This window comes from Alteromonas sp. a30, assembly GCF_026788005.1.
Classification (GTDB): domain Bacteria; phylum Pseudomonadota; class Gammaproteobacteria; order Enterobacterales; family Alteromonadaceae; genus Paraneptunicella.
Genome location: NZ_JABEPE010000001.1, coordinates 146,474 through 162,613 on the forward strand (window position 1 = coordinate 146,474; position 16,140 = coordinate 162,613).

The window sequence follows — 16,140 nt, forward strand, 5'->3', positions numbered from 1 at the left end:
TATGTTTTCGCAGTTTTTTATTAACCGACCGATCTTTGCCAGTGTTATCTCACTGCTATTTGTGATCGTTGGTGGTATTTCGTTATGGCAATTACCCATCACCGAATACCCAGAAGTTGTACCACCAACCGTGGTGGTTACCGCGAGTTACCCCGGCGCAAATCCAAAGGTCATTGCACAAACCGTTGCATCCCCGTTAGAACAGGAAATTAATGGCGTGGAGAACATGTTGTATATGTCTTCACAAGCCACATCCGATGGCATTATGACGCTCACCATCACCTTTGCCATTGGCACAAACGTAGACCTTGCACAAACACAAGTACAAAGTCGGGTAGACAGAGCGTTACCGCGTTTACCTGCCGAAGTGCAACGCCTTGGTGTGGTTACGGAAAAAGCCTCGCCAAATTTAACCTTGGTGGTTCACCTATTCTCGCCTGATGAACGTTACGACATGTTGTATTTGTCTAACTACGCCAATCTTTATGTGAAAGACGAACTCGCTAAGATTAACGGTGTGGGATCCGTGCGTTTATTTGGTGCAGGTGATTTCAGCATGCGAGTTTGGCTGAACCCAGAAAAACTTGCGGCGTTAAACTTAACACCAAGTGATATTGCTGCCGCAATTCAAGAGCAAAACCAACAAGCTGTTGCCGGAAGCCTTGGCACACAACCGTCTTTAGCATCAGATTACCAATTACTAATTAACGTGAAAGGTCGTTTATCCAGCGTTGAAGAGTTCGAAAACATCGTAATTAATGTGGGTGAAAATGGTGAAATGAGCCAACTCAAAGACGTTGCCGAAATTGAGCTTGGCGCCGATTCCTACGCTTTACGTGCTACGTTAAACAATAAAGATGCAGTAGCAACCGGGATATTCCAAGCATCAGGCTCAAACGCCATTCAAATTTCCAATGATATTCGCGCCACCATGGACCACCTCTCAGAGAAATTTCCAGAAGGGGTTGCTTACGAAATTGCTTACGACCCCACAGTGTTCGTAAAAGGCTCGATTGAAGCCGTTATCCAAACTCTACTTGAAGCCGTGTTGCTAGTTGTGTTGGTGGTTATTCTATTCTTACAAACGTGGCGTGCTTCCATCATTCCTTTAGTGGCTGTGCCAGTATCGTTAATTGGTACGTTTGCGTTTATGCATTTACTTGGCTTCTCTTTAAATGCGCTGTCTCTGTTTGGTTTGGTGTTAGCCATAGGCATTGTTGTTGATGATGCCATTGTGGTTGTGGAAAATGTTGAGCGTAATATTCAAGAAGGATTAACGCCTACCGAAGCCACAAAAAAAGCCATGACAGAAGTTACCGGCCCAATTGTCGCCACGACTTTGGTGCTAGCCGCAGTGTTTATTCCTACGTCTTTCATGACAGGGTTAACCGGCCAATTTTACACACAATTTGCTTTAACCATTACTATTTCAACCTTTATCTCCGCCATTAATTCACTCACGCTTAGCCCCGCGCTTTCAGCTTGGTTACTCAAGAGTCATGATGCCCCGAAAGATTGGCTCACCCGCATGATGCAAAAAGGCTTTGGTCGTTGGTTATTTTCACCATTTAACCGTTTATTTAGCGCATTGTCGGCACAATACGGCGTGTTCATTACCAAGGTCATTCGTTTTGGTGGGATTGCAGGTATTCTTTACGTTGGTTTACTCGGGTTAACTGGCTTCCAATTCGCCAATACTCCAACCGGATACATTCCAGCGCAAGATAAACAGTATCTCATTGCCTTTGCACAACTTCCTAACGCCGCTTCGTTAGACAGAACCGATGCGGTAGTGGCAGAAATGACCGACATTGCGTTAGCGCATCCGGGTGTTGAAAATGCCCTCGGTTTCCCCGGCTTAAGCGTGAATGGTTTTACCAATGCATCGAATAGCGGCATCGTTTTCGTGATGTTGGACGACTTCGATAAACGCACAGATAAATCATTAAGCGCTGCCGCCATAGCTCAAGAATTAGGAAAACAATATCAAGGCATTGATGAAGCCTTTATTGCTGTATTTCCGCCCCCGCCCGTGATGGGACTTGGCACAATTGGCGGCTTTAGGCTGCAAATTCAAGATAGAGACGGCTTAGGTTTTGAGGAGCTAAACCATGTCACTACACAAGTGATTCAAAAAGCCGCTCAAGCACCAGAACTTGTGGGAGTATTTACAGGATACCAAGTGAATGTGCCGCAAATAGAAGTGGATGTAGATCGCATTAAAGCCAAGCAACAGAATATCGATTTATCTGCCTTATTCCAAACCATGCAAGGTTACTTAAGTTCCACCTACATTAACGATATCAATCTGTTTGGCCGTACTTTTCAGGTGAACATGCAGGCACAACAAGCATACCGCCAAAATGCCGAGCAAATCGGGCAATTAAAAGTACGTAACGCCAATGGCGAAATGGTCGCCTTTGATTCCATCGTGGAGGTATTTACCGTAGCGGGACCGGATCGTGTAATGCACTACAACGGCTTCACTACTGCGGAGATAAACGGTGCACCCGCCCCCGGTTATAGCTCGGGCGAAGCTGAAGCGGCTATTGCCCGCATCTTAGACGAAACCCTACCAAATGGCATGACTCATGAGTGGACGGAACTAACCTACCAACAAATCATAACGGGTAACAGTAACCTTTTGGTATTCCCCTTAGTGATACTGTTGGTTTTTATGGTGTTAGCAGCACAGTACGAAAGCGTTCGTTTGCCAATGGCAATAGTGTTAATCATCCCGATGACACTGCTATCCGCGCTAAGTGGCGTGATTTTATATGGTGGTGATAACAACATACTCACGCAAATTGGCTTTATTGTTTTAGTGGGGCTTGCCACAAAAAATGCCATTTTGATTGTGGAATTTGCCAAAGAATTACAAGAGCGCGGCCTTGACGTAATGGACGCCATATTAGAAGCCAGCCGCTTGCGCTTGCGTCCCATATTAATGACCTCTATCGCCTTTATTATGGGCGTTGCGCCATTAGTTTATTCCTCTGGTGCAGGGGCAGAAATGCGCCAAGCAATGGGCGTGTCGGTATTCTCAGGCATGATAGGTGTAACTGTCTTTGGTTTATTACTCACACCGTTGTTTTATTACGTACTTGCCAAACGTACATCCAAGTCGCAGTAAGGATTATTCCATGAAAGTATTGATTAAAGCCGCGCTGGTTGCGGCTATCTCTGCCAGTCTACTCAACGCATGTGCCGTTGGGCCAGATTACAAAAGACCAACACAGGTTGGCGACATCACGATTCAAGCCTCGGCCATAAAAAACGATGCAAACGCTGATGCCCTTCAAGATAACTTACTCAACTGGTGGCAACAATTTGAGGACGACAGTCTCAACCTTCTGGTACGCACAGCCATGGAAGAAAACCGAGATATTCGCCAAGCTCAATGGAACGCCAAACGAGCTTACGCAGCCTTTTCGCAGCAATCATTGCAACAAATTCCACAAGGTGACATCAGTGCATCTAGCCGTGCCATGCGAAATGCAGACGCTGCCAGCGTCAACCAAAATATCCTACGAACGGAAAACTTAAACCTAAATTTACGCTGGAACATGGACATATTCGGCAAGCTTCGGCGGGCAAGTGAAGCGGCCTCGGCCCGCGCTGAGCAGGCCAACATACTGTGGCGAGAAGCGCAACTTCAAATTATCAGTCAAGTGGTGAGCAGTTACGCGCAATACCGAGGTGCAGAATTACGCTGGGTTGTTGCCCAGCTCAATTTGCAGTTTTTACTGCAAAGCCAAGAAATTATTGAGGCGCAAATTGAAGCCGGGGTTGCAACCAACTTTGAACTGGCACAGATGCAAGCACAGGTAGAGCAAGTAAAAGCCAACATTCCTCGTATCAAACAGCAAGAGTTCACTGCAAAGGCAACACTGGCAGCATTGCTTGGCAAGTCAATGAACGGGTTAACCATTGCAAAAACCAGCCACATTCCAAAGCTGGATAAACCCATTACTGTTACCTTAGAAAAGGACTATTTGCAATACCGCTCGGACATCGCCGCCGCAGAGCGCGCTTTAGCGGCCAGTTCCGCCGACATTGGCGTGGCAACCGCAGACCTGTATCCCGACATTTCCATCAGTGGATTTTTGGGATACCTCGGTTCGCCTAATTTGGCTTTAAACAGTGGCAATGAAAGCTGGTCTGTCGCACCAACGCTCAATTGGAGCGGACTAAACTATGGACGTGTAAGAGCCGGTATTAGCATCGCCAATGCCAATGCTCAAATCGCACTGAATGAATTTGAACAAACCGTTATTAATGCCATAAATGACATGCAGTTATCCCTGAAAAATTATGCATTGAGCCAACAGCACATATTAATTAGTGAACGACATTTTAAAGCCACAGAAAACGCGGTAAACATTGCTAGAGAGCGCTATAAAGCGGGTACTATTAACTTTTTGCAAATGCTGGATACAGAACGTGAGTTGCTCGCCAGCCGGGACCAGCTAGCGCAATCGCAAGAACAAAACTTTTTGCACTTAGTCGATGTTTACCGCAGTTTTAACGGTGCGTTACAAGTCAACCAATCAATAACACCAGTAAACAATATTAAAACAGGTCATTAAACATGAATGGGAGAACGCAAGGGATGGCCGAGCCCGAAGTCAACGCTGTGCAACACTTATTGCAAAGCTATCATCAAGCAATGATTGATGCAGACATAAAGACATTAAAGAATCTGCTTTGTATTCACTTCAACTTGGAACATGTAACAGGATATCAGCAATCCATGTTGGAGTGGCTCAATCGCATCGAAACTCGCTACTTTGCCTATCACAGCATCAGTATTGACGACGACTCTCCTGCTATATTTGTACAAAAGACAACAGCGGCGATCATCGGCAAAGCAACGTTTAACGTAAGCATTTGCGGAATAACGTCGCCTTGGCATCTGCAATTTGTTGTCAGATGCGTTAAACAAAATACGCAGTGGTTAATCGAAAACGCGCAATACGCAACTTGTGCTATATCAGCTCGCCATTCCTAATAAAAACCTCTCTAAGATAAAAGCCAGTAAGGTTAAAAAAGCGAACGTTGAGGAATGAACATTACCTATCCAGACATATTTATTCACATTATCAATCTCACTAAGATTTAGTTTTTTTAACCACTATTGCCTTATACCTGTACAGAGCAGAAACCACCCAAGTACAATATCCTATTGTTTTATATCAACATTTTTTATTGGCACGATGAATGCTCTACAAACTTCCTCAAACTATTAAATCAAATGTAACGTTAATTGTCTGAATGAGACTTTATATTTTCTATCAGGCAAAATACAATCGAACAATAAATCTTGGGGACAAAAATGCGTCAGCTCATGAATAAAAAATGGAAACATGTCATAGCAACCTCCTTCATTTTAGGAAGTTTAATTGGCTTATCAGGTTGTATGGATGCGGAAGCTGAAAATAAAGATAAAAAGAAAGCGCCTGAAGTTATTGCCATCCCCGTTGAAGTTGCCCTGCTTAAGCAAGGCGATATTTCATCAAACTATATCACCACCGCCACACTAGAAGCGAAAGAAGAGGCTTTTGTGGTAGCGCGAGCATCCGGCATTATCGAGGAGATTTTTGTTGAAGAAGGTGACTATGTTAAGAAAGGTCAACCACTTGCCAAATTAGAACAAGAACGTTACATCCTCACATTAACCCGAGCAAAGGCAGATTTAAGAGGCATAAAGAAAGAACTCGACAAAATCAACAAGGTTTATGACAAGAAATTAGTCAGCGACGATACTTTCGATAAACTAACCGCTCAATACGAATCGGCTAAAGCGAGTGTAGAATTAGCTGAACTAGACTTAAAAGAAACCACCATTGTCGCCCCAATCTCCGGCTTTATTGCAGAACGCAACGCTAAAGTCGGAAATTTAACCGAGTCATTCCAACGCCAACGCATGTTCCATGTGGTCCAACAAAAGGAACTGCACGGCATCGTTCACTTACCAGAAAAAGAACTCCCTCGTATTCATGTAGGACAACAAGCATCGCTTAACCTCATCGCTCTACAGAACAAAAAAGTAACCGCAATTGTTGAACGAATCAGCCCTGTAATTGATGCACAAACAGGCACCTTTAAGGTTACTCTGCGGGTTCCTAACGAGGAAAACACCCTAAAATCAGGTATGTTTGCCCAAGTTAAACTGAATTACGACACCAAGCACAACGCTACCTTGCTACCCAGACGTGCTCTACTTCATATCGACGATAAAATTAACGTTTTCGTCGTTAATCAAGGTAAGGCTGAGAAAATCGCAGTGCAAATTGGTTACGAGGAAGGTGATTACGTGGAAATTACGCAGGGTTTAACGGGTGACGAACAAGTGGTTATTACCGGACACCAAAACCTGAAAGACCAAGCACCTGTTGAAATTGTAAACAATTAAGCTGGGGAACAATCATGAGTATTGTAGACATCGCGGTCAAACGACCTGTCGCGATTTGGATGTTCACCTGCGCCGTTGTTTTATTTGGCTTGGTTTCGTTATCGCGCTTATCCATTAATTTATTACCTGAATTAACTTACCCAACACTCACCATTCGCACCGACTATAACGGTGCGGCTCCCGGAGAAGTTGAGCAACTCGTTTCCAAGCCCATTGAAGAAGCTATCGGGGTGGTAAAAGGTGTTCGAGATGTGAAGTCAATCTCCAAATCCGGTCAGTCTGATGTGGTACTCGAGTTTGAATGGGGCACTCGCATGGATTTAGCGAGCCTGGAAGTTCGGGAAAAACTAGATGTTATCAGCTTACCTTTAGACGTCGATAAACCTTTATTGCTGCGCTTTAACCCTAACACTGACCCTATCATGCGATTTGGTTTGGGAGCGGTAGTCGAAAAGTCACAACAAACCGCACCACTTTCCAGCGCCGATGTGAATGCCCTTAAGCAACTTCGCGAATACGCAGACGAACAAATCAAACGCAAACTAGAATCTGTTGAAGGTGTAGCTTCTGTTCGTATTGGCGGTGGCTTAGAGCAAGAAATTCAAATCTTAATTGATCAGCAAAAAGCCAGCCAACTTGGCTTAACAATGGCGCAAATCGTAACGCGTTTGAAAGAAGAGAATGTCAATGCAGCCGGGGGACGTTTAGAAGACGGCTCTCAGGAATATTTGGTGCGCACGCTGAATCAATTTCAAACCTTAGATGACATCAAAAATGTATTTATTGCCACACGAGAAGAGAAGCACATCAAGCTCAACGACATTGCCACGGTAATTGATTCATACAAAGAGCGCTCGTCTATCAACCGCTTTAGTGGTTTGGAAGGCGTTGAAATGGCCATTTACAAAGAAGGTGATGCGAATACCGTTGAAGTAGCTAAAAACATTCGTAAGCGTGTTGCTGAATTACGCAACGACATTCCTGCGAAATACAAATTACAGCAGATTGCAGACCAATCTGTGTTCATCTCAAGTGCGATTGATGAAGTTAAGTCTGCCGCTATTATTGGTGGCATTTTGGCGATGATTGTTCTGTATTTCTTCCTGAAGAATATTTGGACGACACTGATCATTTCCATTTCTATTCCGGTGTCCGTCATCGCCACGTTTAACTTGATGTATGGCAATGACATATCATTAAACATTATGAGTTTAGGCGGCATCGCGCTGGCGATTGGGTTACTGGTTGATAACTCCATCGTGGTGCTGGAAAACATCGATCGCCACAAGAAATTACAACCTAACGAGGTCAGTTCGGTTGCCACGGGAACAAAAGAAGTATCGACGGCGATTATTGCCTCCACGCTAACAACTATCGCGGTGTTTTTCCCCTTGGTTTTTGTAGAAGGCATTGCCGGACAACTTTTCTCCGACCAAGCACTGACTGTCACCTTTGCGTTAATCGCTTCCTTGGTAGTGGCATTAACCATTATTCCTATGATGGCAGCCACGGACATTCGAGCAAAACAAGCCGACACTTTGGATTTAGGCTCATCAAGCCCTGCCAAAAAGCCAACGAATAAACTTTTACTTCCATTGTTTTATCTAAAAAAGGCCATTGTGTTTTTGATCAAGTTGGTCATTTACTACTTACCGATGCTGATTGTTACGGCGGTAACACTGCTGTTTAGAGGACTTAAAAAAGTATTAGGTCTGTTATTTAAACCATTGTTATTTATCTTCGATAAGCTCTTTTTCGCGACGGAATCTGGTTATCAAAAATCGCTGCAAAAGGCACTTAAGCACCGTCTTTCCGTTGTTGCCATCATTATTGCCGTTTCACTTAGTGCCGGTTTATTGGTGCCTCGATTGGGTGTTGAGTTAATTCCAGATATGTCACAAGGTGAGTTTAATGTTGAAATTACCTTACCAACTGGCTCTCCGCTCAGTTATACCGACAATATGCTAGCGAAGCTCGCCCACTATACTGATGCTCTCCCCGGCGTTGAGCGAACTTACTCCCTTTCTGGCACAGGAAGCTTGATGAATGCCTCACCTTCGCAAGGTGGCGATCATTGGGGCAAACTAAATGTGGTTATGCAAAAAGGCACAACAGCGGAACAGGAACTCGCTGTGCAAGCATCAATGCGTGAATTTTTGCGCTCACAGGCAGGTGTAACAGGAAAGTTCGGAAAAACTGAGTTGTTCAGTTTTAGTACCCCACTTGAAATAGAATTAGTAGGCTACGATTTAGCTCTGCTTAACCGCTATGCCACTAAGCTTGTTTCACTGCTAGAGCAAGATAATCGATTTACCGATATTCGCTCATCACTTCAAGCCGGTAGCCCAGAACTCAAAATCCACTTCGACCATGCAAAATTGGCGCAATTAGGTTTATCGGCGCCTAAGGTATCTAACCTTATTGCCTCGAAAGTTGCCGGTGATTTTGCCAGTAAATATTCCATCAATGATCGAAAAGTCGATATTCTTGTGCGGGCGCAAGAACAACAGCGCGACTCACAACAAGATATTGCACAGATCATCGTCAATCCAGACTCCGAGCGCCCGATTACTTTGGATACAGTAGCACGAATTGACACCTCAGTTGGTCCAAGTGAAATTACCCGTATCAACCAAGAGCGCGTAGCCATTGTATCGGCGAATCTGGCTTACGGTAATTTGGGCGAGGCGGTAAACGTTGTAAATTCACTTTTACCCGATATTGGTATGCCGCTTAGCATGACCGCACGAGTTACGGGGCAAAGTGAAGAAATGGATGTTTCGTTCCAATCGTTAAAATTCGCCCTACTCCTTGCGATTTTCCTAGTGTATTTAGTAATGGCATCGCAGTTTGAGTCGCTATTACACCCCTTCCTTATTCTTTTCACGGTGCCTCTTGCCTGTGCAGGATCAATTTATGGGCTGTACCTGAGTAACACACCTATTAGTGTTGTCGTCTTTATCGGCTTAATAATGCTAGCCGGGATTGTGGTAAACAACGCCATTGTTCTTGTCGACAGGATTAACCAAAATCGGGCTAATGGCGTGGATAAAACACAAGCCATTTTTGAAGCCGCACAAAGCCGCTTACGTCCAATATTTATGACCACACTAACCACGACACTCGGCCTATTACCCATGGTGATTGGTATTGGTGACGGCGCAGAATTGCGTAAACCTATGGCGATTACCGTTATTTTTGGCCTACTGTTTTCAACCGCGTTAACCTTGTTCTTTATTCCTGTGCTTTATAGCCTGTTTGATCGAAAACAGTTTGCAGCAAAAGCAGGAGACACAGTATGAACAAAGTGATGTCTTTTGGAGAAAAACTGGCTCGGTTGGCGCTAAAGCGCCCCGTGACCATCATGATGCTATCAGTTTCAATGCTGATTACAGGGTTATTTTCGAGCCAGCTTTTGCCGCTTGAGCGGTTTCCGGGAATTGATATTCCTGAACTATTTATTCAAATCCCTTACCGTGATGCCACGCCAGTTGAAGTTGAAACAATGATCACTCGCCCGGTGGAAGAAGCCATTGCCACCATGTCGGGAATTAAACGTTTGCGTTCTAGTTCAAGCGAGAATCAAGCCGAAATACATGTGCAGTTTGGATGGGGACAAAACATCACCGCCAAAGGAATAGAAGCACGTGAGAAGATAGATGCTATCCGCGCTACCTTACCCGATGATGTCGAACGCGTATTTTTGTATCAATTCAACACAACGGACATGCCCATTTTTCGTTTACGCGTATCCAGTGAACGCGATTTATCGAACGCGTATGACTTACTCGATAGAAACTTAAAGCGACCATTAGAACGCATTCCGGGGGTGTCTCGGGTAACGCTATACGGCGTTCAAAAGAAGCAAATCAGTATTAGAGTAGACCAAAGTCTGGTAACAGCGCTTAAGATTGATACCGCACAGCTTGTTCAGACTTTGCAACAAGCCAATTTTTCGATGACCGCCGGCAACATTCAAGGTGGTTGGCAAACTATCCGAATCAATCCTGTTGGTGAGTTCCAGAACTTAGACGAAATACGCAACTTATATATAAAACAGGGCGTTCAATTAAAAGATATTGCAACCGTGGAATATGAAACGCCGCCTAAAGAGGAAGGCCGACACCTTGATCGTACTTTCGCCGTTGGCTTCGATATATTCAGAGAATCATCCAGTAACTTGGTGGATGTGTCTCGCCGTATTTTGGAGGTGATTGATGAAGCAAACGACAATCCAGCTTTCCACGGCATCAACTTAATGGCTATGGATGATGAAGCAAAATCTGTCACCACCTCACTTCAGGACTTGTTAGAAGCCGGCTTAATTGGCGCGTTATTATCCTTTGTGGTGTTGTATCTCTTTTTGCGTAACTTGCTTAGCACGTTAATCGTGGTGCTCTCTGTGCCCTTTTCTATCTGTATCACTCTTGGCTTCATGTTCTTCTTTGGTTACAGCATCAATATTTTGTCGTTAATGGGGCTAATGCTGGCCATTGGCATGCTAGTTGATAACGCTGTTGTGGTGACAGAAAGCATTCACTTAGAACAGCAATCTAACAGCGATAAAACCCAAGCCACCATTAAAGGTGTCACCAAAGTCAGCCTTGCCATGATTGCGGGTACAGCCACAACCGCTATCGTTTTCTTACCCAATATTATTGGTGAGAAAATTGATGTCACCATCTTCTTAGAGCACGTTGCCATTGCAATTTGTATATCGTTGATTGCTTCATTGGTGATTGCACAAACATTGATTCCGTTATTAATTAACAAGCTTCCCGCCCCCAAAAAGCGAGAGAAATCAAAATCACTGGTTTGGCAACAGAAGTATCGCGCTTCACTCGCATGGTGTTTAAAGCATCAAGCATCCACCGCTTTCATTGCAGTGGCTATTTTAGTGAGCACGGCTATTCCATTTTCACTCACCAATTCTGATTCCGATAACAACGATGATCAAACTCGCATCTGGTTAAACTACAACATCCAAGGCAATTACTCATTGGAAGAAGTTGAAGAAACCGTGAATAAAATGGAGGCTTTTTTATATGACAATAAAGAACGCTTCTATATTGATACCGTTTACAGCTATTACCGTTCAGGTCAAGCTACATCAGGGCTCACCATTGCAGACGATGCGCCTGTCGATGTTAAAAAGATAAAAGAAATGATCAAAGAGTCGTTCCCCGTGTTCGTTCGCGCCAAACCCACCTTTCAATGGTCAAGCAATGCTGGTGGCGGTATACGAATGACATTATTAGGTCAATCCTCGGAAACACTGGTAGAGCTAGCCGATCAATTAGTCCCGGTATTTAACAGCATTGATGGTTTAACTGATGTGCGAGCAGACATTGACGCCGACCAACGTGAGTTGCAAGTGATAATTGATCGCCAACGCGCCTACCGTTTTGGTTTAAATATACAAGACATTGCAAACAAAGTGGGAATGGCATTGCGTGGCACCAACTTACGTACTTTTCGTGCCAGTGAAGAAGGTGAAATCGCCATTCGCTTGCTCTTTGATGAATCATTACACCAATCCATTCAGAAACTGAAAAACCTGCCAATCAAAGAAGTCGATGGTCAAAACGTCACACTTGATATGATTGCTGACATCAATGTTGAAACCCGTTTGGGTCAAATCAGGCGCTATCACCGCCAAACGGCCCTTGCGATAGGCGCTAATTTAACGCCCGGCACCACTCTAGAGCAGGCCAAAAAAGACATTAAACGCATAATGCAAAGCATTGAGCTTCCATCTGGGTACGAGCTCAGTTTAGACGGAAGTTTCCGCAACCAAGAGCAAGCAGAAAGCACTATGATCACCAATATGATTTTAGCAGTTTGCATGATATACATTGTCATGGCAGCCTTGTTCGAATCGCTATTGTTGCCAACTGCGGTCATCACCTCCCTGATTTACTCCATTACTGGCGTATTTTGGGCCTTTTTGATCACAGGAACTGCAATGTCGGTAATGGGGATGATTGGCATGTTGGTGTTGATGGGCATTGTGGTCAACAATGGTATTGTACTCGTCGATAGAATTAACCAATTAATTGACGAAGGTTACAGTGTTCATGATGCGATATTAGAGGGCGCTTTTAATCGGGTCCGCCCAATTCTAATGACGGTGCTTACCACTGTCCTTGGTTTAATACCGCTCGCTCTTGGGGATACCAAACTTGGTGGCGATGGCCCCGGCTATACTCCTATGGCTATCGCGATTATTGGAGGCTTAACCTTCTCTACGTTAACTAGCTTGTATTTAGTGCCTATGACTTATTTACTGCTGTTAAAGATTAGAAGAAAAGCTAGCCACTTGGTTACGCAAAGTAAGCAAATCGCGTCTCGACTTATTCAAGCCTAAGCGCAAAAGGATGGTGTTGCGCTACCAAACGCGCCACCATCCTCGTTTATTTGTTGCAGGATGCACATCTCGCTCACACAAGTTTTGCATCAGCAGCACTTCATCTCGGGTCATGTTTTCAGGCGGCAGTTGCAATAATACTTGATAGAGTACGCCACCGACTCGACGACTCGTGACCACCAAATCTTCTGATTTCGATACTAAGTCCCAACGAATATAATCTTTATCTTGATATGAGCCTAATTGACACACTCGCTTCCCAGCCCGGTTCAATAAACGGGCCTGTTTGCGCTGTTCAAGGGTGAGAGGCTTAGCTTTTTCTTTTGTCGGTGATGAGGCAGCATCGAGAACTTGTTGCGTAAAATTAGCCGCGTTAAATTTGGTTTGTGTCGCAATAAATGCCCCTTTTAACGACGGCACCCGCCTAATACTCGCAAGCGCTTTGCTGGCTTGTGCTCGAGTCGCAAACTTACCCACCGTAATATAACTCATGCCATTGTCACTATTTCGATAAATTGCGGTAGAAAATGGACTTCCATCTTCCCGAGGAGGGATCGCGTTTAAAATGACAGGAGCGGAGCGCGCTTTTTTATATGCGCCGACTTGTACAAGATACCCAAGCGTAGGGGTTTTCGTTTGCGCAGCTCCAACGGCTACTTGTTGACTCTTTTGCGGCGCTGTAAATTCGGAAGTGGATTTAGCCTGTGCATGCCGTGTAAGAATTAAGTCCGACAGCCAAATAATATCTCCAACCTCTTCCACTTCAATCACTTCTGGCATCGCTTTGATGTGCAATGACTTTTTAGCTAGATAGTCAGGATCCACACTTATATGATATTCCCCCGGGGATACTTTACTAAATGCATAGTAACCGTCCGTTTCGCTTGTGGCCTGATAAGCAATAGTTTCCCCTTCGAGCAAACGGATAGGCACCCCCATTGCACCTCGAGTTCCAAAGTCATCTTCCACGTAAACGCTACCTTCAATATCACTAAAGGACAGCACAGGTAACATTATACGATTCAATCCCCCAGGGTGCGTTTTTACCGCCAGCTTTTCATGAGTAGGATACAAGAATGGGTCTTGTAAAGAGGCGAGATCGACCCCAACTAACTGCTGACCGGACACCGACGCGCCCATCAAAATAGCTTGACCATATTTGTCGGTTGAAACCGACTGCCAATCACTATTGCCGGCAAACTTAACATTCTGCAACGCATGATCCCCAGCGGTAAGCTGGTGATTTCGGTCATGATCAAGGAACGCCAACATATGTAAGTTACCGGAATTGGACGATTTTTTATGTGAGAAACGTGGCACTTTCTTCACATAATCATACCCGATAGAGGTAACAAAACCAGCGCTGAACTCCCAATCACCATGTTCATTAACAGTAACGCCGGAAGTTAATGTGAATTGTCTTGTACGCCAATTTAACTGATGGTTTAAGCGATATTTATCGTCACTATCGGGAAGGTACTGCAAACGCGTGATTTGAAATAACCTATCATCAGTTGCCCAGCGAGCTTCTATGTTGCCACTGTTGATATCCATCCCATCAAAGGGATACCAGTTTAAACCAACGGATAACGAACCAAATCGCGTATTTTGAACCCAATATAAATTATTATTAAGACGATCAAAACCATTTCGCTGATTGTAACTAAAGCTTGATGAGAGTGCGCCTGAGGGCAAACTTTTGGTGGTTGAAAATAGAGCTTGCAGGTTGTCTTCACCGGTTTCATTGAATTGCTGAGCTAAAGAAGCGTTCCAGCCAAGCCCTCCCCACCAGTCGGCACTGCCTGATATGCGCGCACGCAGTTGCGTTTCTAGGTCGGAACTATCAGAGCGCAATTGGCTGGTAAAGTCGTGATAATGGGCAACATCAAAACTGACGTTATATTTGTTTTTCCAATAACCACTGTACCCACCGAAAATCCCGTATCCATCACCAAGTTCACTGCCTAGCTCTAAGTTAAACGCACCCGGACCATATTGTTTATAAACCGAGGCCGTTACATAGTTCTGCATGCCATCGGTAATATGATCTAGCGACTGAAAGGCAATGCCTGCCGTCAAGTCTTGCGAGACACCGTAATTTACCCCTACTTTGTTTGCCTGCGTATAAATTGAAGATAGGTTACTGTCATTATCAATGAAGTTCTCGCCGGGGTTAACGCTATATACTTCAATATCGAGTTTGTTTTTAACTAATTGATCACGGCCCATCTGGTAGGTTCGAATGCGAGTTTCCTCCTGGCCATCAGGACCAAATAGACGCAATTCATAGCGGTTTGGGCCAAAAAACGCAGGAACTGAATTGAATACCAGTTGGTTTTCCTCATTGGCATTTTGCGCCTCAATAAACTGCCCGTTTCGATATAGCTCACCCCGCCAATTTGGCGAAACGGTCTCTTGAATGCTGATAGAGTTAAACGCGTTAAACTGGTTTTTATCGCCAGTGTATAAAAACAGTCCTGCCCCCAAATTACTCCCGGCAATCAGATTATCAGGCGTTGTGAAAACATCACCCAACTCATAACCAATATTAGAAATTGGCGCACGTTCCCCACCTAAACGGACATCACGGAAAAACTTCAAGCGCTGAGAGCTAGTGTCATCCGTTTCATTCAAACGCAGTTCGGTGCCATGATATAAGGTATCGAAATAAGCATTAACACGAGCATTGTAATCGCCATCGGCATTCTCATCTTTATATCGATAGCGTAGGTCTACATCTGCGGTGGGAAACGTCGATAAATGATACTGGTCATCAATGAAATATTTGGGCTTAGCACGAAGAATATGGGTTTGGGGTCTAGCCGATTTTTGTTGATTAGCCAATGTAACCGTTGCGTCTGTTTCAATCGTTACCAGCAAAGCCGCTAGCGAATGTGTCGCTTTTCCTTGGAAAAGTGTTTCTAAGAATGCCGTATCAAGATAGATGTCGAACTCATCTTGAGCCCACAACTTCACATCGCTTTGAATGGGCATTGCACCAAGGTCAAAGGGTGATTTCTGTAACGTAATGGCTAATTGGCAATGCTCGTCTGTTCCATCAATAACAAGGTTGTCATTGTTAAGCATCACCTCTAAACCAATGGCTTCTGCAATAAGAGAAAGAGGCAGGAGAATGCGGCCATTAACAGCGTAACTGTCTAACCCTTGTGAAATAAAATAACGCCCAATTTTCAACGCGTTCACTTGCTGGACGTTTTCATCAACGTACACTCGTTGTAGCGTTAATGGCTCGCAGTGAGATGGCTCAGCGGCATATCCCGTTTTCCATAGTAGGGAAATTAGACAAACGTGTAGGAATATACCAAGCCGTTTCATTCGTTTTTATTTTTTGTTATGT

7 protein-coding genes are annotated in these 16,140 nt (G+C 44.4%); 6 read left to right on the top strand and 1 reads right to left on the bottom strand.

What is annotated here, in order from left to right:
• The first annotated feature begins 1 nt into the window (after position 1).
• The 6 genes from HJG39_RS00670 (at position 2) to HJG39_RS00695 (ending at position 12,782) form a co-directional block, all read left to right on the top strand.
• A complete protein-coding gene (locus HJG39_RS00670) occupies positions 2-3,133 on the top strand; it encodes an efflux RND transporter permease subunit (protein WP_268405548.1) in 3,132 nt (1,043 codons plus the stop codon).
• Positions 3,134-3,143: 10 nt separating this feature from the next.
• Positions 3,144-4,589 carry an efflux transporter outer membrane subunit gene (locus HJG39_RS00675; RefSeq protein ID WP_268405550.1) on the top strand — a complete coding sequence of 482 codons (1,446 nt, stop codon included), beginning with the start codon at positions 3,144-3,146 and terminating at the stop codon, positions 4,587-4,589.
• A 2-nt stretch (positions 4,590-4,591) separates the two neighbouring features.
• Positions 4,592-5,011: a nuclear transport factor 2 family protein gene (locus HJG39_RS00680; RefSeq protein WP_268405552.1), complete on the top strand. Its 420-nt coding sequence runs from the start codon at positions 4,592-4,594 to the stop codon at positions 5,009-5,011.
• A 336-nt stretch (positions 5,012-5,347) separates the two neighbouring features.
• Positions 5,348-6,415 carry an efflux RND transporter periplasmic adaptor subunit gene (locus tag HJG39_RS00685; protein WP_268406252.1) on the top strand — a complete coding sequence of 356 codons (1,068 nt, stop codon included), beginning with the start codon at positions 5,348-5,350 and terminating at the stop codon, positions 6,413-6,415.
• Between the two features lie 14 nt (positions 6,416-6,429).
• A complete protein-coding gene (locus tag HJG39_RS00690) occupies positions 6,430-9,717 on the top strand; it encodes an efflux RND transporter permease subunit (protein WP_268405554.1) in 3,288 nt (1,095 codons plus the stop codon).
• Complete coding sequence (locus tag HJG39_RS00695; RefSeq protein ID WP_268405556.1) at positions 9,714-12,782, top strand: efflux RND transporter permease subunit; 3,069 nt, start codon at positions 9,714-9,716, stop codon at positions 12,780-12,782. Before HJG39_RS00690 ends, HJG39_RS00695 begins: the two co-directional genes overlap by 4 nt.
• 21 nt (positions 12,783-12,803) lie before the next feature.
• On the opposite strand, the gene HJG39_RS00700 is transcribed toward HJG39_RS00695, so the two are convergent.
• Positions 12,804-16,118 (bottom strand): SPOR domain-containing protein, encoded by a 3,315-nt coding sequence (locus HJG39_RS00700; protein WP_268405558.1) that lies wholly within the window; start codon positions 16,116-16,118, stop codon positions 12,804-12,806.
• Positions 16,119-16,140 lie beyond the last annotated feature (22 nt).